Source organism: Nocardia sp. NPDC001965 (assembly GCF_053594175.1).
The window spans coordinates 95442-119498 of sequence record NZ_JBSFDZ010000009.1 but is presented as its reverse complement, the minus strand read 5'-3'; the positions used below and the strand labels follow the sequence as shown (position 1 = coordinate 119498).

Annotated in this window: 21 protein-coding genes; 7 read left to right on the top strand and 14 right to left on the bottom strand. The window is 68.7% G+C overall.

Translation table 11 applies throughout. The features are described from left to right. Nucleotides 1-2 precede the first annotated feature (2 nt). Complete coding sequence (gene gap, locus ACWCPQ_RS15830) at nt 3-1022, bottom strand: type I glyceraldehyde-3-phosphate dehydrogenase (RefSeq protein WP_355247415.1); 1020 nt, start codon at nt 1020-1022, stop codon at nt 3-5. 165 nt (nt 1023-1187) lie between these two features. On the opposite strand from gap, the gene ACWCPQ_RS15825 reads away from it, so the two are divergent. Continuing rightward, a complete protein-coding gene (locus ACWCPQ_RS15825) occupies nt 1188-1787 on the top strand; it encodes a GNAT family N-acetyltransferase (protein WP_449899132.1) in 600 nt (199 codons plus the stop codon). 102 nt (nt 1788-1889) lie between these two features. Here the strand turns inward: ACWCPQ_RS15825 and whiA are convergent, their stop codons facing one another. From whiA to uvrC, 4 genes are all read right to left on the bottom strand, one after another. Further along, nucleotides 1890-2867 carry a DNA-binding protein WhiA gene (gene whiA, locus ACWCPQ_RS15820; protein ID WP_174372421.1) on the bottom strand — a complete coding sequence of 326 codons (978 nt, stop codon included), beginning with the start codon at nt 2865-2867 and terminating at the stop codon, nt 1890-1892. Beyond that, nucleotides 2864-3928: a gluconeogenesis factor YvcK family protein gene (locus ACWCPQ_RS15815; protein ID WP_449899129.1), complete on the bottom strand. Its 1065-nt coding sequence runs from the start codon at nt 3926-3928 to the stop codon at nt 2864-2866. Before ACWCPQ_RS15815 ends, whiA begins: the two co-directional genes overlap by 4 nt. Then, a complete protein-coding gene (gene rapZ / locus ACWCPQ_RS15810; protein WP_449899364.1) occupies nt 3925-4800 on the bottom strand; it encodes an RNase adapter RapZ in 876 nt (291 codons plus the stop codon). Before rapZ ends, ACWCPQ_RS15815 begins: the two co-directional genes overlap by 4 nt. Before the next feature lie 223 nt (nt 4801-5023). Beyond that, complete coding sequence (gene uvrC, locus ACWCPQ_RS15805; RefSeq protein WP_449899127.1) at nt 5024-7084, bottom strand: excinuclease ABC subunit UvrC; 2061 nt, start codon at nt 7082-7084, stop codon at nt 5024-5026. Between the two features lie 283 nt (nt 7085-7367). Here uvrC and ACWCPQ_RS15800 point away from each other — a divergent pair, with 283 nt between their 5' ends. Both ACWCPQ_RS15800 and ACWCPQ_RS15795 read left to right on the top strand, forming a co-directional pair. After that, nucleotides 7368-9320 (top strand): gamma-glutamyltransferase family protein, encoded by a 1953-nt coding sequence (locus ACWCPQ_RS15800; RefSeq protein ID WP_449899126.1) that lies wholly within the window; start codon nt 7368-7370, stop codon nt 9318-9320. A gap of 67 nt (nt 9321-9387) precedes the next feature. Next, nucleotides 9388-10755 carry a DUF1254 domain-containing protein gene (locus ACWCPQ_RS15795; protein WP_449899124.1) on the top strand — a complete coding sequence of 456 codons (1368 nt, stop codon included), beginning with the start codon at nt 9388-9390 and terminating at the stop codon, nt 10753-10755. A 58-nt stretch (nt 10756-10813) separates the two neighbouring features. Here the strand turns inward: ACWCPQ_RS15795 and ACWCPQ_RS15790 are convergent, their stop codons facing one another. The 4 genes from ACWCPQ_RS15790 to ACWCPQ_RS15775 form a co-directional block, all read right to left on the bottom strand. Next, nucleotides 10814-11305 (bottom strand): PH domain-containing protein, encoded by a 492-nt coding sequence (locus tag ACWCPQ_RS15790; protein ID WP_449899122.1) that lies wholly within the window; start codon nt 11303-11305, stop codon nt 10814-10816. Between the two features lie 9 nt (nt 11306-11314). Continuing rightward, complete coding sequence (gene ribH, locus ACWCPQ_RS15785) at nt 11315-11794, bottom strand: 6,7-dimethyl-8-ribityllumazine synthase (protein ID WP_449899120.1); 480 nt, start codon at nt 11792-11794, stop codon at nt 11315-11317. Between the two features lie 28 nt (nt 11795-11822). Beyond that, nucleotides 11823-13067: a bifunctional 3,4-dihydroxy-2-butanone-4-phosphate synthase/GTP cyclohydrolase II gene (locus ACWCPQ_RS15780; RefSeq protein ID WP_449899118.1), complete on the bottom strand. Its 1245-nt coding sequence runs from the start codon at nt 13065-13067 to the stop codon at nt 11823-11825. 77 nt (nt 13068-13144) lie between these two features. Continuing rightward, entirely contained in the window at nt 13145-13765 is a 621-nt protein-coding gene (locus ACWCPQ_RS15775) for a riboflavin synthase (protein ID WP_449899116.1), read from the bottom strand. Between the two features lie 650 nt (nt 13766-14415). Between ACWCPQ_RS15775 and ACWCPQ_RS15770 the strand changes: the two genes are divergently transcribed. Then, nucleotides 14416-14877, top strand: a complete 462-nt coding sequence (locus tag ACWCPQ_RS15770) for a hypothetical protein (RefSeq protein WP_449899113.1) — start codon at nt 14416-14418, stop codon at nt 14875-14877. Between the two features lie 43 nt (nt 14878-14920). On the opposite strand, the gene rpe is transcribed toward ACWCPQ_RS15770, so the two are convergent. Further along, a complete protein-coding gene (gene rpe, locus ACWCPQ_RS15765; RefSeq protein ID WP_449899362.1) occupies nt 14921-15592 on the bottom strand; it encodes a ribulose-phosphate 3-epimerase in 672 nt (223 codons plus the stop codon). Between the two features lie 784 nt (nt 15593-16376). Here rpe and ACWCPQ_RS15760 point away from each other — a divergent pair. The 3 genes from ACWCPQ_RS15760 to ACWCPQ_RS15750 all read left to right on the top strand — a co-directional run bounded on the left by ACWCPQ_RS15760 (nt 16377) and on the right by ACWCPQ_RS15750 (nt 20049). After that, nucleotides 16377-16799 (top strand): ATP-binding protein, encoded by a 423-nt coding sequence (locus ACWCPQ_RS15760; protein WP_449899111.1) that lies wholly within the window; start codon nt 16377-16379, stop codon nt 16797-16799. A gap of 131 nt (nt 16800-16930) precedes the next feature. After that, on the top strand, nt 16931-17704 hold the full coding sequence (locus tag ACWCPQ_RS15755) for a SigB/SigF/SigG family RNA polymerase sigma factor (protein ID WP_449899359.1): 774 nt from the start codon (nt 16931-16933) through the stop codon (nt 17702-17704). Between the two features lie 194 nt (nt 17705-17898). Further along, nucleotides 17899-20049 carry a molybdopterin oxidoreductase family protein gene (locus ACWCPQ_RS15750; RefSeq protein WP_449899110.1) on the top strand — a complete coding sequence of 717 codons (2151 nt, stop codon included), beginning with the start codon at nt 17899-17901 and terminating at the stop codon, nt 20047-20049. Between the two features lie 19 nt (nt 20050-20068). On the opposite strand, the gene ACWCPQ_RS15745 is transcribed toward ACWCPQ_RS15750, so the two are convergent. The 4 genes from ACWCPQ_RS15745 to def all read right to left on the bottom strand — a co-directional run bounded on the left by ACWCPQ_RS15745 (nt 20069) and on the right by def (nt 23924). Then, complete coding sequence (locus tag ACWCPQ_RS15745) at nt 20069-20422, bottom strand: MmcQ/YjbR family DNA-binding protein (RefSeq protein ID WP_449899109.1); 354 nt, start codon at nt 20420-20422, stop codon at nt 20069-20071. Between the two features lie 63 nt (nt 20423-20485). Next, on the bottom strand, nt 20486-21844 hold the full coding sequence (locus ACWCPQ_RS15740) for an RsmB/NOP family class I SAM-dependent RNA methyltransferase (protein WP_449899106.1): 1359 nt from the start codon (nt 21842-21844) through the stop codon (nt 20486-20488). 617 nt (nt 21845-22461) lie between these two features. Further along, nucleotides 22462-23382: a methionyl-tRNA formyltransferase gene (gene fmt, locus ACWCPQ_RS15735; RefSeq protein ID WP_449899104.1), complete on the bottom strand. Its 921-nt coding sequence runs from the start codon at nt 23380-23382 to the stop codon at nt 22462-22464. Beyond that, nucleotides 23382-23924 (bottom strand): peptide deformylase, encoded by a 543-nt coding sequence (def, locus tag ACWCPQ_RS15730; RefSeq protein ID WP_449899102.1) that lies wholly within the window; start codon nt 23922-23924, stop codon nt 23382-23384. The genes fmt and def overlap by 1 nt, the downstream gene beginning before the upstream one ends. Nucleotides 23925-24057: the final 133 nt, after the last annotated feature.

Sequence of the window (24057 nt, the reverse complement as noted above, 5' to 3'; positions counted from 1 at the left end):
CCTCAGAGGGATTTGCCGACGAGGCCGATGAGGTCGGCGAGACGGTTGGAGTAGCCCCACTCGTTGTCGTACCAGGAGTAGACCTTCACCTGGTCGTCGATCACCTTGGTGAGCGGCGCGTCGAAGATCGACGAGTGCGGGTCGGTGACGATATCGCTGGACACGATCGGGTCGACGCTGTACTTCAGGATGCCCTTCAGCGGTCCCTCGGCAGCGGCCTCGAACGCCGCGTTGATCTCGTCGACGCTCGCCTTCTTGGCGAGATCGGCGGTCAGGTCGGTGATCGAGCCGGTGGGGATCGGCACCCGCAGGGAGTAACCGTCCAGCTTGCCGTTCAGGTCCGGAAGCACCAGGCCGATGGCCTTGGCCGCACCGGTGCTGGTGGGGACGATGTTGACCGCGGCGGCGCGGGCCCGACGCAGATCCTTGTGCGGGCCGTCCTGCAGGTTCTGGTCCTGCGTGTAGGCGTGAATGGTGGTCATCAGGCCCTTGACGATGCCGAACTCGTCATGCAGCACCTTGGCCAGCGGGCCCAGGCAGTTCGTGGTGCAGGAGGCGTTGGAGATGATGTTCTGGCTGCCGTCGTACTTGTCGTCGTTGACACCCATCACGATGGTGATGTCCTCGCCCTTGGCCGGGGCCGAGATGATGACCTTCTTGGCGCCGGCGGCGAGGTGCCCCTTGGCCTTGGTGGCGTCGGTGAAGATACCGGTGGACTCGACCACCACGTCCACACCCAGGTCGCCCCACGGCAGCGCCGCCGGGCCCTCCTTGATGGCCAGCGCTTTGATGCGCTGATCGCCCACCACGATGGTGTCCTCACCGTCGAGCGACACATCCTGGGGCAACCGGCCCAGGATCGAGTCGTACTTCAGCAGGGTGGCGAGGGTCGCGTTGTCGGTGAGGTCGTTGACCGCCACGATCTCGATATCGGTGGTGCCGAGCGCCTTCTGCGCCTCCACCGCCCGGAAGAAGTTGCGTCCGATACGACCGAAGCCGTTGATACCTACCCGGACAGTCACGTTATCGCTCCTCAGCTGTCAAGCGGATCGTTCCGATGCCCTGTTCACCCTAATGCCTCGCGGTCACCTCTCCGACAGGCACCTGGCGTTGGTGAGCACCGGGTATCGGAGCACCCGGCCGGAACACTCCGGCAGCTCCACGCGGGCCACGGGAGAATGGCGGAGATGCCGAAAGAACCCACTCCCACGACCCCGCACGTCCGCTTCGCCACCGCCGCCGATACGCCACGCGCCACCAGGACACTCACCCGGGCCTTCGCCGACTATCCGTGGACCCGGCACACCCTCGCCGCCGACGATCACGAGCTCCGCCTGGCCGCCTTCCAAGAACTTTTCCTCACCCGGATCGGGCTCCCGCACGGCAGCGTCTGGGTAGCCGACGACGGCGACGCGGTCGCGGTGTGGACCACCCCGGCCACCGATGCGGCGGCGGTGTTCACCGAACTCGCTCCACGCTTCGCCGAACTGGCCGGCGACCGCGCCGCCGCGCACAGTGCGGCGGAAGCGGCCCTGGCACCCCACCGACCGACCGGGCCCGTGTGGTTCCTGGGTGCCGTCGGGGTCGACCCCGCCCGCCGCGGACGCGGGCTGGGCCGCGCGGTGATCGAACCCGGCCTGGCCGCCGCGGAACGTGACGGTATCCCCGCTTTCCTGGAGACGTCCACCGAGGCCAACGTCCGTTTCTACGAACGTCTCGGGTTCCGGGTCGGCGCCGAGGTGGAGATTCCGGACAACGGGCCCCGGACCTGGTGCATGCTGCGTTGAGGCCGACGACCGCGAGAGTTGCGGCCGGTGCCGCGGAGCGCACCTCCGCCGCACCGGCCGGACGGATGACCGACGGACGCCCGGTGCGGCGGAGCGGAGTCCTCAGGCGTCGTCGAGAAGCTCCGCCGTGACCGCCGATTCCGTATCCGGAACCCCCAGTTCTTTCGCCCGCCGGTCGGCCATCGACAGCAGGCGCCGGATCCGGCCCGCCACCGCGTCCTTGGTCATCGGCGGATCGGCCAGCTGGCCGAGTTCTTCGAGAGAGGCCTGCCGGTGCTCGACCCGCAGCTTCCCCGCCGCGGCCAGATGGTCCGGTACGTCCTCGCCGAGCAGTTCCAGGGCCCGTTCCACCCGTGCCGCCGCCGCGACCGCGGCACGCGCCGAGCGACGCAGGTTGGCGTCGTCGAAATTGGCGAGCCGGTTGGCGGTGGCGCGCACTTCCCGCCGCATCCGCCGTTCTTCCCAGGTGAGCCGGGTGTCCTGGGCGCCCATCCGGGTGAGCAGGGCGCCGATCGCCTCACCGTCGCGGACCACGACCCGGTCGGTGCCGCGCACCTCGCGGGCTTTGGCCGAGATCCCTAGCCGCCGGGCGGCACCGACCAGCGCCAGGGCGGCTTCGGGTCCGGGGCAACTCACCTCCAGGGCCGAGGAGCGGCCGGGTTCGGTGAGCGATCCGTGAGCCAGGAAGGCACCGCGCCAGGCGGCTTCCGCGTCGGCGACACTGCCACCGACCACCTGTGCCGGTAGTCCCCGCACGGGACGTCCGCGTACATCCAGCAGCCCGGTCTGCCGCGCCAGGGCTTCGCCCTCCTTCGCGACACGGACCACGTACCGGGAGGATTTGCGCAGGCCACCGGCACTGAGCACATGCACATCCGACCCGTATCCGTAGAGTTCGAAGATCTCCCGCCGTAGCCGCCGGGCAATGGACCCCATATCGACTTCGGCTTCGACTATCACCCGCCCACCGACGATATGGAGGCCGCCGGCGAAACGCAGCAGGGCGGACAGTTCGGCTTTGCGCGCACTCACCTGTGTAACGGCGAGCCGGCTCAGCTCGTCTTTCACTTCGGCTGTCATCGCCACGAGACGTGCTCCTTTCCACCCAACCCGGACCGCACATCCTGAACCGTGTGCCGTCCCTCGACTCGAAGCCCCGGCAGTTGTGGCCGTGGTTCGCGGATCAGTTGATCCAGTGCGGCGGCGAGCTTTCCGGAGTCGTGCCGGTCGGTTCCCGCGTCGGCGACATCGGAAAAGACTACTCGCGCCCGTAATTGACCGGCAGCTCTGGCCACATGCTCACGCTCCCGCCCTTCCGGCACGCACCCGGAGTCGACCAGAACCTCGTCGACCGCGAAATCCGGTGCGTGCTGGGACAATACATGCAGATGCCGTTCGGCGGAGAACCCCGCGGTCTCACCCGGCTGCGCGGCGAGGTTCAGGATCAGCACCTTACGCGCCCGGGTGCGCACGAGCGCGTCACGCAACCCCGGTACCAGCAGATGCGGTATGACGCTGGTGAACCAGGAGCCGGGCCCGAGGATCACCGCGTCCGCTCGTTCGATGGCGGCGGTGGCTTCGGCGCAGGACGGCGGGTCGGCGGGCAGCAACCGCACCCGCCGCACCTTTCCCGGTGTGGTGGCGACCGCGACCTGGCCGCGGATACAGCGGCTCACCCGCGGATCGGCTTCCAGCCCGGCGACATCGGCCTCGATATCCAGCGGGATATTCGACATGGGCAGTACCCGCCCGCTGATACCGAGCAGCGCGCCCACCTGATCGAGCGCGGCGACCGGGTCGCCGAGCACCTCGGTGAGTCCCGCGAGCAGCAGATTGCCCACGGAATGGCCGGCCAGGGCGCCGGTCCCCCCGAACCGGTGCTGCACGGTGCGGGTGAGCACCCCGTCGGCGTCGGCGGCCAGCGCCGCGAGCGCCATCCGCAGATCACCGGGCGGTGGTACACCCAATTCGGCGCGCAGCCGCCCGGAGGAGCCGCCGTCGTCGGCGACCGTCACCACCGCACTGATCCGGCGGGTGATCCGCCGGACCGCGGACAGGGTCGCGTACAGCCCGTGCCCGCCGCCGAGTGCGACGACCGCGGGATCGGATGGGTCGGCGGAACCGGGCTCCGAGGTCGTCATTCGCGCCCCAGATCCCGGTGCAGTACCCGTACCGCGTCCACCGGCCCGTCCGCGCCCTCGTCGATCCGGCTGCCGGTGATCTTGCCGAGGGCCTCGGCGATCGCGACGCTGCGATGCCTGCCGCCGGTGCAGCCCACTGCGACCGTCATGTAACGCTTCCCCTCTTGGCGATAACCCTGGGTGGTCAGCTCGATCAGGTGATCACAGGTCCGCAGATAGTCGTCGGCACCCGGACGCGACAGCACATAGTCGCTGACCACCGTTTCCTGACCGCTGTGCTGACGGAGTTCAGGTACCCAGTGCGGGTTGGGCAGGAAACGCACATCCAGCACCATGTCCGCGTCCAGCGGGACACCGTACTTGAAGCCGAAGGATTGAACGGTCAACTGCAGTGCCGCTGGCGTGCCGCCGCCGTAGACCTCCTCCAATTTCCGGTGCAGTTGGTGGATGGACAGTTCGGTGGTGTCGATGACCACGTCGGCGGCGGCCTTCACGCCGGCGAGCCGGACCCGTTCGGCGGCGATTCCCGCCGACAGTGTCCCGTCGGCACTGTCGTTCTGCAGCGGGTGGCGGCGCCGGGCGAAACCGAAGCGGCGGATCAGCACATCGTCGGAGGCCTCCAGGAAGAGGATCCGGGTGGGGACGCCACGGGTCCGCAGCTGTTCGATGACCGCGGGCAGGTCGCCGGTGAAGAAACGGCTGCGCACATCCATCACGATCGCCAGCCGCCGGATGGGCGGATCGGCGGAGGAACCCAGCTCCACCATGCGGCCGATCAGTTCCGGCGGCAGGTTGTCGGTGACATACCAGCCCAGATCCTCGAGTACCCGCGCGGCCGTCCCCCGCCCCGCACCGGACAGGCCGGTCACCATCACGACTTCGACCGGGGTGCCCGGGCCGGATTCGGTACCCGGCACCACCTTCGTACTGTTGTTCGATTCGACGCGAGTCATGTACCACCCGGATCTTGTTCGGGAATGCGTTTCGGTCACCTTGCTGTAGGGTCGCGCCCGATCTGCTACCGCGGGACGCAGGAACAAACGTACGTGACCGGCGCCGGTCGCCGCGCAGTTGCGGCGGGCGCCGCGCCGGGCGCTATCGCTCGTGCAGCGCGGCCAGTACCGCTTCCGCCGTGGCGCGCCCGATACCGGGAACCTCGATGATCTCCTCGACGGTGGCCTCCTTGAGCCGCGCGACCGAGCCGAAATGAGTGACCAGCGCGGTTCGCCGGGTCTCACCGAGGCCGCGTACCGCATCCAGCGCGGACGCGGTCATCCGGCGGGACCGTTTGCTGCGATGGAAGGTGATGGCGAAGCGGTGTGCTTCGTCACGTACCCGCTGCAGCAGGTAGAGCGCCTCGCTGGTACGCGGCAGCACCACCGGGTCGGGTTCGCCGGGAACCCAGACCTCTTCCAGGCGTTTCGCCAGGCCGACCACCGCGATATCGGTGATACCGAACTCCTCGAGCACTTCGGCCGCGGCAGCCACCTGCGGCGCGCCACCGTCGACGACGTAGAGGTTGGGGGGATAGGCGAATTTGCGCGGCCGCCCGGTCTTCGGGTCGATTCCGGGCCGGGTCACGATCTCGGCTTCGGCGTCCGTGTCCCCGGAAGCGGCACCGTCGTCTGCCGCGGACGTGGCGAAATCCGCGACCGGGACCGCCCCCGCGAGGTCCGCCTGCTCGGTGGCGTCGCGCTCCCGGCGCAGCCGGGCGAACCGGCGTCTGGTCACCTCCGCGATACTGGCGACATCGTCGGAGCGCCCCTCCCCCGCGGCCTCCCGGATGGCGTAGTGGCGGTAGTCGGATTTCTTGGGCAGCCCGTCCTCGAAGACCACCAGGGAGGCCACCACATCGGTGCCCTGCACATGGCTGATGTCCACGCATTCGATCCGCAGGGGCGCGGTATCCAGGTCCAGCGCGTCCTGGATGTCCTGCAGCGCCACCGAACGCGAGGTCAGGTCACCGGCGCGGCGGAGTTTGTGCTGGGCCAGCGCTTCCTTGGCATTACGGGCCACGGTTTCGGCGAGGGCCTTCTTGTCGCCGCGCTGCGGGACCCGCACCCGCACCGACGCACCGCGCAGCGTCGACAACCAGCGCTGCACCTCGTCGACATCGGCCGGGAGTTCGGGCACCAGCACCTCCCGCGGCACCACGGCCGCCGCCTGCTCCCCCGCGGTCTGCTCGGCCACCGCCGCCTGCTCCCCGTAGAACTGGGTGAGGAACTGCTCCACCAACGCGGCCAGCTCACCACCGTGTTCGGGGGTATCGGCGGCGTCACCGGATTTGTCCACCACCCAGCCGCGCTGACCGCGTACCCGGCCGTCCCGGACATGGAAGATCTGCACGGCGACCTCGAGGTCGTCGCCGGCGAAGGCGATCACATCGGCATCGGTGCCGTCGCCCAGGACGACCGCCTGTTTCTCCAGCGCCCGGCGCAGGGCCTGCACATCGTCGCGGAGTCGCGCCGCGTTCTCGAAGTCGAGGTCCTCGGCGGCGGCCTGCATCCGCCGTTCCAGATCCTTGACCATCCGGTCGGTGCGACCGGCCAGGAAATCACAGAAATCCTCGACGATCCGCCGATGTTCCGCGGCGGAGACCCGACCCACACACGGAGCCGAACACTTGTCGATATAGCCGAGCAGGCACGGCCGGCCCATCTGGTTGTGCCGTTTGAAGACCCCGGCCGAGCAGGTACGGGCGGGAAAGACCCGGAGCAGCAGATCCAGGGTCTCCCGGATCGCCCAGGCGTGGGCGTAGGGGCCGAAGTACCGGACCCCCTTCTTCCGGGCGCCCCGGTAGACGAAAAGCCGCGGGTACTCCTCGTTCAGGGTGACCGCCAACACCGGATAGGACTTGTCGTCGCGGTAGCGGACGTTGAACCGCGGATCGAATTCCTTGATCCAGTTGTATTCGAGCTGTAGCGCTTCCACCTCGGTGGACACCACCGTCCATTCGACGCTCGCGGCGGTGGTGACCATCTGACGGGTCCGCGGATGCAGGGCGGTGATATCGGCGAAATACGAGTTGAGCCGATTACGCAGGCTTTTCGCCTTGCCGACATAGATGACCCGGCCGTAGGAGTCCCGGAACTTGTAGACACCGGGTTCGAGCGGAATGGAGCCGGGCTGCGGCCGGTACGTCGCGGGATCTGCCACGTATCCAGCGTAGTAGCGGCCTCGGACACACTCCGCCGCCGGTCGGCGTGCTCCGGTGGCGATCCGCCGGGGTATCGGTCCGCCGGGGGACGGGTCGCGCGGTGTGCGGGTTTCCGCGCATGCGGGCTGCGGTGGCGGTGCGATGGATCGCCCGGCCGGGATCCTCCTGCCGCGACGCGGCACACTGCGGCGCGCACCCGGAGTATCGGCAGGTCCGGCGTCGCTTCCCCCGACCGGGGCGAGTTCACCCGCCGCCGGGGCCGCCGACCGCTAGAGTTCGAATATGCGCCCGATACAACGGATTCGGTACGCGCTGACAGTGACGGCGCTGCTCCTGGCAGGCTCGCTCAGCGGATGTTCCGACGACACCGGGGCCGCGGGCCCGTGTACGCCGGTACCGAACGGCACCCCGGTGACCGCCGCACCGGCGGCTGGTTCGGCCGCCCCGACCTCCCGGGATCTCGCGACGAACCCGGAGATCGCGTCCGGCTACCGCAGTGAGATGACCGCAGTCCGCACCAGTGGTTACGCCGTGTCCACCGCGAACTCCCACGCGACCCGCGCCGCCTGTGAGGTGCTGCGGGCCGGCGGTACCGCGGCGGACGCGTTGATCACCGCGCAGACGGTGCTGGGTCTCACCGAACCGCAGGCCTCGGGCCTCGGGGGCGGCGCATTCCTGCTCTACTACGACGCCGAGCACGAGACCCTGGACGCCTATGACGGCCGGGAGACCGCGCCCGCCCAGGCCACCGAGAACTATCTGCGCTGGATCAGCGATACCGACCGCACCGAACCGAAACCGGATACCCGGGCCAGCGGACGTTCGATCGGGGTGCCGGGAGTGGTCCGGATGCTTGAGCTCGCCCATTCCGAGCACGGCCACGTCCCGTGGCGGGAGCTGTTCGACCCCGCCGTCGCCATGGCGGATCAGGGTTTCGAGATCAGTCCGCGCCTGGCCGGCCAGATCGCGGACTCCGCGGCCGAACTGGCTCGCGACCCGGCCGCCGCCGAGTATTTCCTGAACCCGGACGGCTCGCCCAAGGCAGCCGGCGCCGTCCTCACCAATCCGGCCCTGTCGAAAACCCTGAACACCGTGGCCACCGAGGGCGCGGACGGGTTCTATACCGGTCCGATCGCACAGGACATCGTCACCGCCGCCGGTTCGCCGGCCGGCGGGCGCACCCCGAGCCTCCTGGAAGCCGCGGACCTCGACTCCTACCGAGCCGTGAAACGCACCCCGCTGTGCACCGCGTACCGCGCGCACGAGATCTGCGGTATGCCGGGACCGTCCTCCGGTGGTATCACGGTCGCCGCCACGCTCGGCCTTCTGGCGAACTTCGATCTGCCCGCGATGCCGCCGGAGCGGGTGGACCGTAACGGTGGCGTACCGCAGGCCGCGGCGGTTCATCTCATCGCCGAAGCCGAACGGCTCGCCTACGCAGACCGCGACAAATACGTGGCCGACCCGGATTACGTTCCACTGCCCGGTAATTCACCGGACACCCTGGTGAATCCGGAATACCTGGACAAACGCGCCGAGCTCATCGACCCGCACCAGAGCATGGGCACCGCGAAGCCCGGTGAATTCGGCCCCGCACCGGTGGGAATCGGACCCCAGCAGCCCGAACACGGCACCAGCCATATCTCCGTGGTCGACTCCTACGGCAATGCCGCCGCCATGACCACCACGGTGGAGTCGGCCTTCGGTTCCTTCCACATGGTCGACGGATTCCTGCTGAACAACCAGCTCACCGACTTCGCGACCGACCCGCTCGGCACCGACGGCAAACCGGTCGCCAATCGGATCGAACCGGGTAAACGTCCGCGGAGTTCCATGAGCCCGACCCTGGTGTTCGACGGCGGGGACGGTTCCGGACGAGGCGCGCTCACCCATGTCGTCGGCTCGCCCGGCGGTTCGGTCATCATCCAGTTCGTGGTGAAAACCCTTGTCGGCATGCTGGACTGGGGCCTGGATCCGCAGCAGGCGGTCTCCGCGGTGAATTTCGGCGCCGCGAATACGCCTGTCACCAATATCGGCGGCGAACACCCGGCGATCGACGCGAGCGACGACGGCCGCCACGATCCCCTGGTCACCAGGTTGCGGGAACGCGGTCATCAGGTATCGGTGGCCCCCCAGACCAGCGGACTCAGTGTGCTCGGCCGCGACGGTGACGCCGGCTGGGTCGGCGGTGCCGATCCACGGCGTGAGGGCGAGGTCCTCGGCGACACCCGCTGACCGGCCGCCGCCGGATCACCCGGAGCGGGTGATCCGGTGGGCGATGTTCGCGTGATCGGCTGAGGCAATGCCGAGTACCGATACCGCCGGGCTCTCCCGAGCCGAACTGACCGCGCTGGTCGCCGACGCGTTCGTCTACGGGTTCCCACTCGTCTTCGCTCTCCAGCAGGTCGAGCGGTTCATCGGTGCGGGAATGGGCAACCTGCCTCCGGCACCGTGGAACGAGTTCAGCCACGCCACCGCCCTGGCGGGACCGAAGGACACTTTCGTCTCCATCAACAACGACACCGTCTACTCGATCGCGAACATCGATATGGGCGGCGGCCCGGTCCGCCTCGATATCCCGGATGCGGCAGGTCGCTACTACGTGATGCAGTTCGTCGACGCCTGGACAGAAAACTTCGCCTATGTCGGCCACCGGTCCACCGGCACCCGCGCGGGGTCCTACCTGCTGGTCCCGCCGGACTGGGACGGTATGCCGCCGGAAGGTGTCGCCGTGATCGAATCTCCCACCACGGTCGCTACCATCGTCGGCCGGTGGGCCGTGGCCGGGGATGCCGACCTCGCGGCGGTGCGCGCGCTCCAGCAAAAGCTGCGACTGACGCCCACGGCCCCGGGATCGGGCCTGCCACGATCTGCGCCGGGAGTGCCGGAAGACCTCGCCTTTCTCGAACAGCTACGTGTCCGGATGCGTGCCTACCCGCCTGCCGAGCGCGACCGTCACTACCAGCGACGTTTCGAGCCGCTGGGACTGCTGGACACCGAGACTCCCTACGCCGATCTCGCCCCGGACCGGGCCGCCGTACTGCGGGACGGCCTCGCGGCCGGGAAGCAGCGACTCGAATCGGCGCTGACCCACAGCAGCACACCCCGGCAGAACGGCTGGAATCTGACCTATCACATCTTCGATTACAACCTGGATTTCTTCCAGATCGGCGCACGCGACGATCCGCACTGGAAGATGCCCGACGATCCGGACCGCTACCTGCTCCGCGCCGGTGCCGCCCGCGCCGGGCTGTGGGGCAACCACGGCTACGAGGCCGCCTACGCGATGGTCTACACCGACAGCGAAGGCCGTCCGCTCGACGGCACCCACCGCTACGAGCTGTGTTTCCCCGAGCCGCCACCGTGCGCTGCGTTCTGGTCGGTGACCATGTACGACACGCCGGATTTCTATCTGGTGGCCAACCCGATCGACCGCTACTCGCTCGGAGATCGCACCCCCGGGTTGCATATCGCCCCGGACGGTTCGCTCACCGTGGTGCTGGGATACGACGAACCCAGCGATCCGGACCAGCGCGCAAACTGGCTACCCGCCCCGGCGGGTACGTTCCGGCCGCTCCTGCGTATCTACGAACCGCTCGACGCCGTCTTCGACGGAAGTTACCAGCTACCACCGATCATCCGCGTCGATCCGTCACCGGCCGCGGGCTGACCACCCGCGGCCAGGTCGGTGTGCACACTCCGACTCCGAAATCGGTCCGCGCGCCCGGCTACCGGTCGGACGAGGTGTACTTCGCGCCGAGTTCACGGAGCCGGTCCAGGGCCGCCGCGGCATGGTCGCCGTCGTTGGATCGCACCGCCAGCATCGGTACGTAGTCGTCGTTCACCAGTTCCAGCCGAGCCCACGCCTTACGGTCGGGGAACGACACACCGCGGATATGTTTCCACTCGAACTCGTTGTCCCCGAGCACATTCCGGATCACCACACCGTTGCGGCCGGCTCGCACACGAGGCCGGGTGAGCAGCAGGACGGCCGCCGCGCCGAAGAACCCGATCGCCGCCATCGCGAACTGGTCCACCACCCGGAAGTTCACTCCGGTGTAGTCCGACCGCAGAAAGATCCCGAACAGCACGAACGCCACCAGCAGGACGGCCGCGACGATCACCGCCGTGCGCCGCGACCGACGCGGGCGCACGTCCAGTTCCCAGACGGCGTGCGGTTCCGCGCCGGAGGTCTCGCTCCGGCGCCGGATCCGGTCCACGGGCACGACTCAGCCCGCCGTGCGGAGCGCGCGGAGCGTGAGGGCGGCGTCCAATGCGGCCGCGGCCGCCTGTTCACCCTTGTTCTCCGCCGAATCCGGCAGTCCGGCCCGGTCGAGGGCTTGATGTTCGTTGTTGGTGGTGAGCACGCCGTTGGCGACCGGGGTGCTCTCGTCCAGCGATACGCGGGTCAGGCCGGCGGTCACCGAATCGCAGACATAGTCGAAATGGGGGGTGTCGCCCCGGATCACCACGCCGAGCGCGACCACGGCGTCGTGGGTGCGAGCGAGCTCCTGCGCCAGGACCGGCAACTCCATGGCTCCGGCACACCGCGCCACCGTGGTGTGGTGCACCCCGGCCTCGGCAGCGACGCGTTCGGCATTGGCGACCAGCGTGTCGCAGATCTCGGTATGCCAGCGCGATGCGACGATCGCCAGCCGCAGATCCTTGGCGTCCGCGAGCGCGAAGCTCGGTACTCCGGTGCCGCTCATCGGTTCCTGCCTTTCGATCCGGCTGTCGTCACTGCGCTGTCTCCCCGAGATCCAGGTCGTCCAGACCCACCAGATCGTGGCCCATCCGGTCGCGTTTGGTACGCAGGTAGCGCAGGTTTTCGGCATTGGCCCGCACCGGCATGGGCACCCGCTCGGTGATGCGCAGCCCGTAACCGTCGAGCCCGACCCGTTTGGCCGGATTGTTGGTCAGCAGCCGCATGGACCGCAGACCGAGGTCCACCAGGATCTGCGCGCCGGTCCCGTAGTCGCGGGCATCGGCCGGCAGCCCGAGCTCGATATTGGCGTCCACGGTGTCGTGCCCGGAATCCTGCAGCTGATAGGCCTGGAGTTTGTGCATCAGGCCGATACCGCGGCCCTCGTGCCCGCGCATGTACAGCACCACGCCCCGGCCTTCCGCGGCCACCATCTCCAACGCGGCATCCAGCTGCGGCCCGCAGTCACAGCGCAGCGAACCGAAGACATCACCGGTCAGGCATTCCGAATGCACCCGGACCAGGACGTCCTCGCCGTCGCCGACATCCCCGCGGACCAGCGCGACATGTTCGACGTCGTCGTAGATGCTCTGGTAACCGACGGCGGTGAACTCACCGTGCACGGTGGGGATCCGCGCCTGCGCGACCCGCACGACATGCTTCTCGTGCTTACGCCGCCAGGCGATCATCTCGGCGATCGAGATCAGCGCCAGTTCGTGTTCGTCGGCGAAAACCCGCAGTTCGTCGGTGCGGGCCATATGCCCGTCTTCCTTCTGGCTGACGATCTCGCAGATCACCCCGGCCGGTCGCAAACCGGCCATCCGTGCCAGATCCACGGCGGCCTCGGTATGGCCGGGCCGACGCAGCACCCCGCCGTCCTTGGCGCGCAGCGGCACCACATGGCCGGGCCGGGTGAGATCGTTCGGTTTGGCGTCGCCGTCGGCCAGCAGGCGGATGGTAGTGGCTCGGTCGGCACCGGAGATACCGGTGGTCACGCCTTCTTTCGCATCGACCGACACGGTGTAGGCGGTGCCGTGCTTGTCCTGGTTCACCGCGTACATCGGGGGCAGGCCCAGCCGATCGCAGTCGTCACCGGTGAGCGGTACACAGATGTAGCCCGAGGTGTAGCGGATCATGAACGCCACGAGTTCCGGGGTGGCCTTCTCCGCGGCGAAGATGAGGTCGCCCTCGTTCTCCCGGTCCTCGTCGTCGACCACGACGACCGGTTTCCCGGCCGCGATATCGGCGACCGCGCGCTCGATGCTGTCGAACCTGGTCACGTCTGCAATGCTCCATCTCGATAGGTCCCGATCACACTACTGGGTCTGTTCGGCCGGTCCGGGTGCGGCCGGAGTCGTCAGCCGCGCTGCTGGAGGCGTTCGACGTACTTGGCGATCACATCGACCTCGAGATTCACGACCGTCCCGGGGGCGGATGCGCCCAGATCGGTGAGGCTCAGCGTGGTCGGGATCAGCGAGACCTCGAACCAGTCCCGGGTGCCGTCGGCAGCCGCGGTATCGGTCCGGCCGAGCGCGGAGACGGTCAGCGAGATGCCGTTCACGGTGATGGACCCCTTCTCCACCACATACTTGGCGATCGCGTCGGGAAGCGATACCCGGACCACTTCCCAGTTGTCCGCCGGCGTCCGGGCCAGGATGGTGCCGGTACCGTCCACATGCCCCTGCACGATATGGCCACCGAGACGGCTGTTCACCGCGGCCGCGCGCTCCAGATTGACCCGGGAACCGGGTGCGAGCCCGCCGATACTCGAACGTCGCAGCGTTTCCCCCATCACATCGACGGTGAACGCCTCGTCGAGAACGTCGACCACGGTGAGACAGACGCCGTTGACCGCGATCGAATCGCCGTGCCCGGCATCGGAGGTGACCAGCTTCCCGCGGATGGTCAACCGCGCCGCGTCGGTCAGTTGCTCGCGGGCGACGATTTCGCCCAGTTCCTCGACGATGCCCGTGAACATGCCTTCTCCCGTTTTCGCGTCGGTGTTCCGCATACGGAACGGCGGGAGTGCCATCGAGTATTCCCAGTTCGCCGTCCACGACCAGACTAGTGGCCGGGTCCGGGGCCCGGCCATGACGTCGGCCACCCACCGGACACTCCGATCCACAAGCCGTCCAGCCGACAGGTGAAAACCGGAAATTTTACAGTTCGGAGATCACCGTCACATTTCTCCCGCGATCATCGATACCACTTCCGACGGGCCACTATCCGGTCCGGACCGAACTCATCCACTGCCGCTTTGCCCGAACGAGACCGCATCGAAACCCGAAATGTTTCTCGATTTGCACGCTCACAACGGCTGACGCAATATTGTGAGGTGACCGGTTCACCCGCCTCGACCACCCCGCGGAGCGGCCGGGCACACCACTCGTACGAGGACGGCCACCGCCGCGGAACACCGTGCGCCACAAGCCTTCATCACGACAACTGGATCCAACCGGAAAGCCGCCCGGCCGGACACGACCGGCCCCGGCGCGGAGATCCAGCGTCTCTCGGCCCAGCGACAGTGTTGTCCGGGCATCGGATCCCCGCACGCGGATCCGTCCGACCTCCGCGCCAGCGGTCGATGCCCCAGCCAGGCACGCCACCACTCGAGGAAGCCGAACCGCTATGACCACTTTCACCGAAGCCGCCCTGGAACGACACTGCCGGCGGTACCGGGAAAAGGATCTGCTGCCCGCGGTGGTCGATCCGGCCTCGAAACGCATCCTGCTGCATGTGGGCGCCACCTACGGCGCCGTCACCATGCCGACAGAACTCGGCGAACAAGTACTGGCCCGACTACGAGCGGCCGGAATCGCCGGACCGGTGTTCGCCCACCCCCGCGCCGGGCGCTGGACCTTCCTCACCGGCCCCACCCGGCTCGACGAATTCACCGCCACCGCGGCCGCCGAACTCTTCCGGCTCTACACCACGGTCGCCGGTACCGGCAGCCAGATCGTGTTGCCCTCGGCCGCCGACGAGGCCAGCGGATACCGCCTGTGGGTCGCCGGACCGGACGCGCTGGGCACCCGGCCGCCACAGCACACAGTGGTCGACACCGCCCGGGAAAGCGCCCGCGGTCGCCGCTGACCCGGCCGCCGCCGGTCACGACCATCGGCGGCAACGCGGAACATCAATGCGCGACGTGATGCGCCGACCAGCTGGATTCGGCCTGCCGACGCAACTTCTCCACGGTCGCGCCGGGATCCTCGGTGTTGTAGACCGCCGAACCCGCCACGAAACAATCGATCCCCGCCGCCGCCGCCTGCTCGATGGTGTCGGCATTGATCCCGCCGTCGATCTCCACCACCAACCGCAACTCCCCCGCATCGACCAGACGCCGGACGATCCTGGCCTTCTCCAGCACTGCCGGGATGAACGACTGCCCACCGAAACCGGGTTCGACACTCATCACCAGCAGGGTGTCGAAATCGCGCAGGATCTCCAGATACGGCTCGATCGGGGTATTCGGTTTCACCGACAATCCCGCCTTGGCCCCGGCGGCCCGGATATCACGGGCCACGGCCACGGGATCCTCGGTCGCCTCGGCGTGAAAGGTCACGTTGTAGGCGCCCGCCTCCGCGTACGGCGGCGCCCACCGGCCCGGATTCTCGATCATCAGATGGCAGTCCAGCGGAATATCGGTAGCCTTCAGCAGGCTCTCCACCACGGGTAGGCCCAGGGTCAGATTCGGGACGAAATGTGCGTCCATCACATCGACGTGCAACCAATCGGCGGTCGACACCGCATCGGCCTCATCGGCCAGCCGGGCGAAATCCGCGGACAGAATCGACGGGGCGATCATCGGAACTGTGGGACGGGTGAACGTGGGCTCGGACGCAGTCACACGCGGAGTGTAGGGCTGTGTTCATTGCCCCGCCTTCGGCGGGGGTGTCGGGGCCCTCGTAACCCCGGTTCTTCACTCCTGCGCTCCTCCGCTTCGCTCCCCCGCTCCGTCGCTCCGGAACCGGGGCGGGCCCCGACCACGGATGCAGACCATCGGAGTTAGGAGGGGTGGTGGATCGGGAAATCGTCTCGGGCTGGGGCGGGCACGACTTCGCCGGGTTCGGACGGTGAACTGGCCCTGGACGCCCACCTTCCGCACTGCTCGCTCCTCCGCTTCACGCACCCGCTCCGTCGCTGGAAGCGGGGCGGGCCTCGACCGTGTTCCTGGCCCGGTCTTCGGCAGGGCGGGGCGGTGCCCTCATCAACCCTGTTCTTCACTCCGGCGCTCAGCCGCTGCGCTCCTTCGCTCCGTCGCCCCGGAGCCGGGGCGGGCCCCGACCACGGATGTGGTCGATGTGGAGTAGGAGGGGTGGTGGATCGGAAACTCGCCCAGGAGTGCGGCGTGCACGAAATCGGCGGTGTCGGACGGTGATGTGCCTCTGGATGAGCGAGCCCTTCCGCCGCTTGCGATCGGTCGCCTCGCTTTCTCGGGATCGGACGGTTCCGGCGGGTGGTTCCGGCCACGGAAAGGTGGTGTTCGCTGCGGGGTCGCGACGGCCGGCGACCGGGTGTCGCGGCCGGGTTCGGGCTGCGGGTGTGACCCGCTCCCCTCATTGCGGGGGTTCGCCCATAGACTCGGCTGCGTGATCAATACTTCGGCGGAACAAGGGCTCCACGGTGCCCCGGTGGAGATTCGGGTGGCGGCATCGGTGAATCAGTTGCCGATCGTGCGCGGTCTCGCCGAGACTCTGGTCCTGCTCAGCGATTTCACCCTCGACGAAGTCGCGGATATCCGGTTGGCGGTGGACGAGGCCTGCTCGACGCTGATCGGCCTGGCTGCCCCGGATACGAGCCTGCAGTGTGTTTTCAGCATCGGTGACACCGAGCTGCGGGTGCTGGTCGCCGGGGTGGCGGGGCGGGAGGGGCTGCCCGATGCGCGAAGCTTCGGCTGGCATGTGCTGCGCACGCTGACCGATGCGGTCGATGCCCGGCAGGACCCCTTCGATCAGCAGGTTTCCGGATATCCGACAGCGGTCGAGTTCCGTCGGGTCCGGGGGAAAGCGTAGTGACCGAGCAAGAGAAACCGCTCGAATCTTCGGAGGACGAGCACGGCAAAGGTCCGGCGAACGAATCCGGCAGCACCGAGGCCGATTCCGCCGAGGCGGATGCCGAGGCCGATACCGAAACCCGGGCCGAACTGGAGAATTCGTCGTCGGCGGGCGGGTACGACGATGTCGCGGATCTGTTCGTCCGCTTGGCCGCGGCCCAGCCGGATTCGGCGGAGCAGGCGTCGCTGCGCAACGAACTGATCGCCCGGTGCATCCCGCTGGCCGACCATATCGCCCGCAAATTCAGCGGGCGCGGCGAACCGTTCGACGATCTCACCCAGGTCGCCCGGGTCGGTCTGGTGCACGCCGTGGACCGTTTCGATATTTCGCGGGGCTCGAACTTCCTGTCGTTCGCGGTCCCCACGATCATGGGTGAGGTCCGCCGGTATTTCCGCGACAACACCTGGGCGATGCGGGTGCCGCGCCGGGTGAAGGAGACCCACCTGCGGATCGGTGCCGCCGTGGATTCGCTGTCGCAATCACTGGGCCGTTCGCCGACGGCCAAGGAGATCGCCGCCGAACTGGACGTCGATCCGGACGAGGTGACTCAGGCTGTGATCGCCGGTAACGCCTATCAGCCGACCTCGATCGACGCGGCCTCGGTGGGCCGCGATACCGACGCGTCGCTGCTGGACACACTCGGCGAGGAAGAAGCGCAGTTCGACCGGGTCGAGGAATACGTGGCGATCCGGCCGCTGCTGGCCGGGCTGCCCGAGCGCGAGCGCCGCATTCTGACCATGCGGTTCTTCGAATCGATGACCCAGACCCAGATCGCGCAGCAGATGGGGATCTCGCAGATGCATGTCTCGCGCATTCTCGCCAAGACGCTGGCACGACTGCGCGACCAATCCTCGCGGGAGTAGTACGCGCGGTTGTTGTGCCCACTTCGCCGATCGGTCTACCCTCATCTCTGAGAGTGTGAGTGGGTATTCATCTCAATCGGCCACGGTCCGAGGCCCGCTTTCTCACCGAGCAACCGATCAGCCGGATCAGCCCGTAATCCGGCGCTCCTGCGGATCGCGCGTCGACGGCGACGCGGCAGAAGGTGATGTGAGTTATGACCGCTGAAACCATCGCCCGGCAATGCACCCTGTGCGAGGCCCACTGCGGCATCCTGGTGACCGTCGAGGACACGAAAGTCGCCAAGATCGAGGGAAATCCCGACGATGTGCTGTCCAAGGGCTACATCTGCCCCAAGGCCACCGCCATGGCCGGTCTGCACGACGATCCGGACCGGCTGCGCACGCCGGTACGCCGGGTGGGCGAGAAATTCGAGCCCATCGGCTGGGACGAGGCGTTTCAGGAGATCGGCACCCGGCTCCGGCAGGTCCGCCGCGATCACGGACCACATTCGGTCGGTATGTACCTGGGTAACCCGGCCGCGCACAATTCGGCGATCATGTACGCCTTCGCACTACGGATGGCGCTGATGACCCGCAACTTCTACACAGCGTCCTCGATCGACCAGTTTCCCCAGGAATTCGTGGCCTGGCAGATGTACGGGTCGAATTTCCTGATGCCCATCGCCGATATCGATCGCACCGACCGGATGGTGATCATCGGCGCCAACCCCGCGGTGTCCAACGGATCGGTCACCACCATGCCCGGCGCCCGCGACCGGATCAAGGACGTGCGCGCCCGCGGCGGCAAGGTCGTCGTGATCGACCCGCGCCGCACCGAGACCGCCCGCCTGGCCGACGAACACGTATCCGTCCTGCCCGGCGGCGACCCGTATCTGCTGCTGGCCGTCCTGCACGTATTGATCACCGAGGACCTGTGCGACCGGACCGCGATCCGCACCCAGTGCGCCGGTCTGGACGAATTGCGTGATCTGGTCACCGGTTTCACTCCCGAGGACGCCGCCCCCCATGCCGGAGTGGACGCCGAGACGATCCGCCGCCTGGCCCGCGAGCACGCCGCCGCGAAATCCGCGGTGATGTACGCCCGGATCGGGGTGTGCCAGACCCTCACCGGCACCGTCACCCACTGGCTGGTCAACACCATCAACGCGATCACCGGCAATCTCGACCGGCCGGGCGGCCAGATGTACGCCACTCCGGCCGTGGACCTGCTGCCGCTGGCCCGCCGGGTGTCGCCGAACTACGGCGCCTGGACCGACCGCTCCGGAAAGTACAAATCGTTCCGGTTCGAACTGCCGGTCGCGGCACTGGCCTCGGAGATCCTCGACGAGGGCCCGGACCGGATCCGCGCGATGATCACTTATGCGGGCAATCCGGTCCTGTCCACACCCCAGCGCGGACAACTCGACAAAGCCCTGGCCGCACTGGATTTCTATGTGGCAGTGGATATGTACATCACCGAGACCACCCGCCACGCCGATATCATCCTGCCGCCGCTCTCGCCGCTGGAACGCGAAGACCTCGACATCCTGCTCACCATGTTCAGCGTGCACAACAACATCCGGTTCAACACTCGCGCGATCGAACCGGAGCGCGACGGCCTCGAAGACTGGGAGATCATGGCCCGGTTGACCACCGAGATCCTGCCGCTTCCGGTGCGCACCGTCACCGGGCGGGCGCTGAACGCGGTGTTCGCCCGCTTCAGTCCACTGCGGGCGGCCGCGCTCGGCATGGCGGTCGGCCCGCACGGCGTACTGCGGCGCGGACGGGCGGGCGTCACGCTGAAGAAGGTCCGGGCGGCGCGCGGCGGAATCGACCTGGGACCGCTGCGACCGCGCCTGCACTCGCTCATCGCCACTGCCGACCGCCGCGTCCACCTGGCACCGCGACAGTTCGTCACCGAGGCGCGCCGCCTGCTCGACGAGGCACGCGCGGGCGGCGCGGACCGCGACCGCGGTTTCGATCTGCGGCTCATCGGGCGGCGCCATCTGCGCAGCAACAATTCCTGGCTGCACAATGTGCCGTCGATGGTGAAGGGCCGCGACCGCTGCACCGCACTCATGCACCCGCAGGACGCGACCGCTCGCGGACTGTCCGACGGTGGCCGGGTCACGGTGAGCTCACCCATCGGTTCCATCGTGGTCCCGGTCGAGATCAGCGACGATATCCGGCCGGGTACGGTCGCCATCCCGCACGGCTGGGGTCACGGCGAGCCGGGGGTCGGCTGGACCGTCGCGGCGGGGAAACCCGGCGCGAACGTCAATCTGCTGCACGATCCGGAACAAGTGGACCGCATCTCGGGTAATGCCGCGGTGAACAGCACCTGGGTGAAAGTCCACGCCGTGTAGCCGGGCACGCCCGTCTCCCTCACTCGTCGCCGGTGCGCTCCCGGGCCCTGCGCAATCTCGCCGGGGCCACCAGCCACCAGGCCGCATCCAGCAGTTCCCGGAGCTGGCCGGGGTCGACGCGGTCCAGGTCGACGAGGATGTAGGGATAACCGTCGTAGTGCGGGGTGGTGTAGAAGGCGGCGTCGCCGCAAGTCAGGAGGGCTTCCTTCTCCGCCATCTCGCAGCGCAGCGCCAGACCACCGTCGGCCTCGGTGCGCAACCGTGCGAAACTCTTGCCCGCGGCTTTGAGCGCGGGGGTGCGGTAGGAGGTCGATTCGGCGACCTCCGGCAGTTCGGTGGCCAGTCGTACCACGTTCGCCCAGGTGATACCCATGGATCAAGTGTGCCGGGCGCGGGCGCGGCGGACCAGGAAATCCGCCGCTACCCGCGCCGGGGACTACACCGGCTTGCGCAGCGCGGCGGCGAACATGGCGTCGGTGCCGTGCCGATGCGGCCACAACTGGACCGCCGGCCCCGCACCGAGCCCGGTGACCCCGGGGAGAAGTGGTCGGGCATCCAGTTGCTCCGCACCGGTGCGGCGAACCGTATCCGCTACCACGGCAACGGTTTCCGGCAGATGCGGTGAACAAGTCGAGTACACCAGCACACCGCCCGGCCGGAGCAGATCCCACGCCGCAGTCAGCAGTTCGCGCTGCAGGGTGACCAGGTCGGCGATATCTCCGGGCGTGCGTCGCCAGCGGGCTTCCGGACGGCGGCGCAGCGCGCCGAGGCCGGTACAGGGCGCGTCGACCAGGATGCGGTCGTAGCCGGGCGTCAGCCCGCTGTCGCGGCCGTCGACGATATGCACTTCCACCGGCAAGCCCTTGGTGGCGGTGCGGACGAGCTCGGCCCGGTGCCGTGCCGGTTCCACCGCGTCCACCCGATAGCCGTCTATACCGGCCAGCGCACCGAGCAGTGCGGTCTTACCGCCGGGACCCGCGCACAGGTCCAGCCAGCGGCCGCCGTCCTCGCCGTGCAGGGCCGCCCGGGTGAGGGCGAGGGCCACGAGCTGGCTGCCCTCGTCCTGGACCGCCGCCATTCCCTCGCGCACCGGCTCCAGCGCGCCGGGATCGCCGCCCTCCAGATACACCGCGTACGGCGACCATCGGCCTTCCTCGCCGCCGGTGACCAAGGCGAGTTCCTCCGCCGTGATATCCCCGGGCCGGGCCACCAGATGCACCAGCGGGCGAGCATCGTCGGCGGCGAGCAGATCGGCCAGTTCACCCGCGTCGGCGCCCAGCGCGTCGGCGAACGCTCGGGCGATCCACACCGGGTGGGCGTGTTCGAAAGCGAGCCGGTCGACCGGATCGCCGGGGGCGAGCCGGGCGATCCATTCTTCCGGACTCCGCTCGGTGACCCGGCGCAGGACCGCATTGACGAATCCGGCACGGCCCGGACCTGATTCGGCGCGGGCGAATTCCACCGAAGTGTGCACGGCGGCGTGCGGTTCGACCCGGGTACGCAGCAATTGATAGGTACCGAGCCGCAGAATATCCAGCAGCGAACCGTCGATCTCCTCGATCGCACGCCCGGCGCAATCGGCGATCACCGCGTCGAGCACACCCAGGGCTCGGCACGCTCCGTAACCGAGCTCGGTGGCCAGGGCGGCGTCGCGCCCTTCCACCCGATACTCGCGCAGCAGCCCGGGCAGAACCAGATTGGCGTATGCATCCCGGTCCCGTACCGCACGCAGGGTCTCCAGCGCGACGGTGCGCGCCGGATCTGCCGGTGTGGGTACTGCCCGGCCGGTCCGCACGGAACCGCCGCCACGTCCGGGCCGGTCCCGGCCCGCACCGGCTCCGTCCGCCCGCTTTCCGCCGCCCCGGCTCTTCGCGGCCGGCGCCGGACCCCGCCGCTCACCGCGCCGGGCGTCCCGGCTGTCTCCACTCGAGCGCCGCCCGCCACGGTCGCCACGGTCGCCACGGTCGCCACGGTCGCCACGGTCGCCACGGTCGCCACGGTCGCCACGGTCGCCCGGGCCGTCGGTACGACGACCCCGGGCGGTCTCAGCGGCATCCCGCCCCGGACGGCGCGCGCCACCCGCAGCGGGACCGGAACCGGATCGCCGGTTCCGCTGCCGGGTCTCGTCGGCGGTGGCGTCCGCATCGGGCCGGTCCCGTCGCTGCCGTGCCCCGCCTACCTCGTCGGAGCCGTCCCGGCGTCCGCCGGGAGAACGGTCGGTCCGCCGCGGTGCGGCCGGTCGATCGTCCCGGCGAGGACCACCGGTACGGTCGCTCCGGGAATCCCCGGGATGCCCGCCCTGCCGCGGGCTCTGCGCACTCTCCCGGGCCGCGTCGCGCGAGGTCCCGGTTTCCGGACTCCGCGGTCCGGCATGACGGCGGAATCCCCGTGGCCGGTCGCCACCCGAGCCGGTCATTCGACCACCGCGCCGGGCTCCAGGCGGGCACCACGTGCCCAATCGAGTGCGGACATCATCCGTTTACCCGGCGGTTGCACCTGGTCCAGCCGCACCGCCGTCGTCGCGGTCCCGATGAAGACACCGGTCTTGCGGATCTCGATCTGCCGTTCCGGTATCGCCTCCTCGACCAGTTCCACCGGCCCGAGTTTCAGCCGGGTACCGGCCACAACTGTCCAGGCCCCGGGGAACGGGGTGACCGCCCGGATCGCGCGGCCCACGGCCAGCGCGGGCTGATCCCAGCGCACCTGTGCCGCCTCGACGGTGATCTTCGGCGCGTAGGAGACGCCGTCCGCCGGTTGCGGAACCGCCTGCAGAGTCGCGTCCTCGATACCGTCGAGCGTCTGTTCCAGCAGTGCCGCGCCGCTGTCCGCCAGCCGGCCCAGCAGATCCGCGGCGGTATCGGTGACTGCGATCCGCTCGGTCACCACTCCGTAGACGGGCCCGGTATCCAGGCCGGTTTCGATCAGGAAGGTCGACGCGCCGGTGATCTCGTCACCGGCGGCGATCGCGGCCTGGACCGGAGCCGCCCCGCGCCAGGCGGGTAGCAGCGAGAAATGCAGGTTGATCCAGCCGTGCTTCGGGATCTCGAGGACTTCGGGAGGCAGCAGCGCACCGTAGGCCACCACCGGGCAGCAGTCGGGCGCCAGCTCGGTGAGCGCTTCGACGAATTCCGGCTCGCGAGGTTTTCCGGGCGTGAGGACCGGGATGCCGTGTTCGTCGGCGAGCTGACCGACCGGTGAGCGCTTCAGCTTGCGGCCGCGCCCCGCGACGGCGTCGGGGCGGGTCACCACCGCGACCACCTCGTGCCGGGAATCGAGCAACCGGCGCAGCGACGGGACCGCCGGTTCCGGGGTGCCGGCGAAGACGATCCGCATCAGTGGTCCCGCTCGGCGAGCGCGCGGCTGGGCCGGACCGTCAACCCGGCGATGAACCAATCGGATTCGCGGATGGTGCGCATGGCCTGCTTCCGGTCGGGTGGATCGAGCCGGTCGATGAACAGCGTGCCGTCCAGATGATCGGTTTCGTGTTGCACGCACCGCGCCAGCAGTCCCTCGGCCTCGAATTCGACCGGACGACCGTCCACATCCACGCCGGTGGCCCGCACCCGCAGCGCTCGGCGCGTGTCGTGATTCACCCCCGGAATCGACAGGCAGCCCTCGGGGCCGACCTGTTCTTCCTCGTCCAGCGCCGTCCAGCTCGGGTTGATCAGATGCCCGCGGGCGTCGCGCGTGTCGTAGACGAAGACCCGCAGGCCGACACCTATCTGCGGAGCCGCCATCCCGACCCCGCCGTCGTCGTACATGGTGTCGGTCAGATCGGTCACCAGCTGCCGCACTTCGGGCCCGAACTCGGTGACCTCCGCCGCGCGGGCTCGCAGGATGGGATCGCCGAAGAGGCGGACGGACTGGACGGTCACGGTAGCTCCCGAAGACAGGTGACAGGCGGAAAGTTCTCATTCTAGGTAGGCCGCCGCGGCCGCGTTCAAAGCCTCACCCGCACCGGCTCCACAACCCGGCACCGGAGCACACGAAGGGGCGGCGAGAACGTAG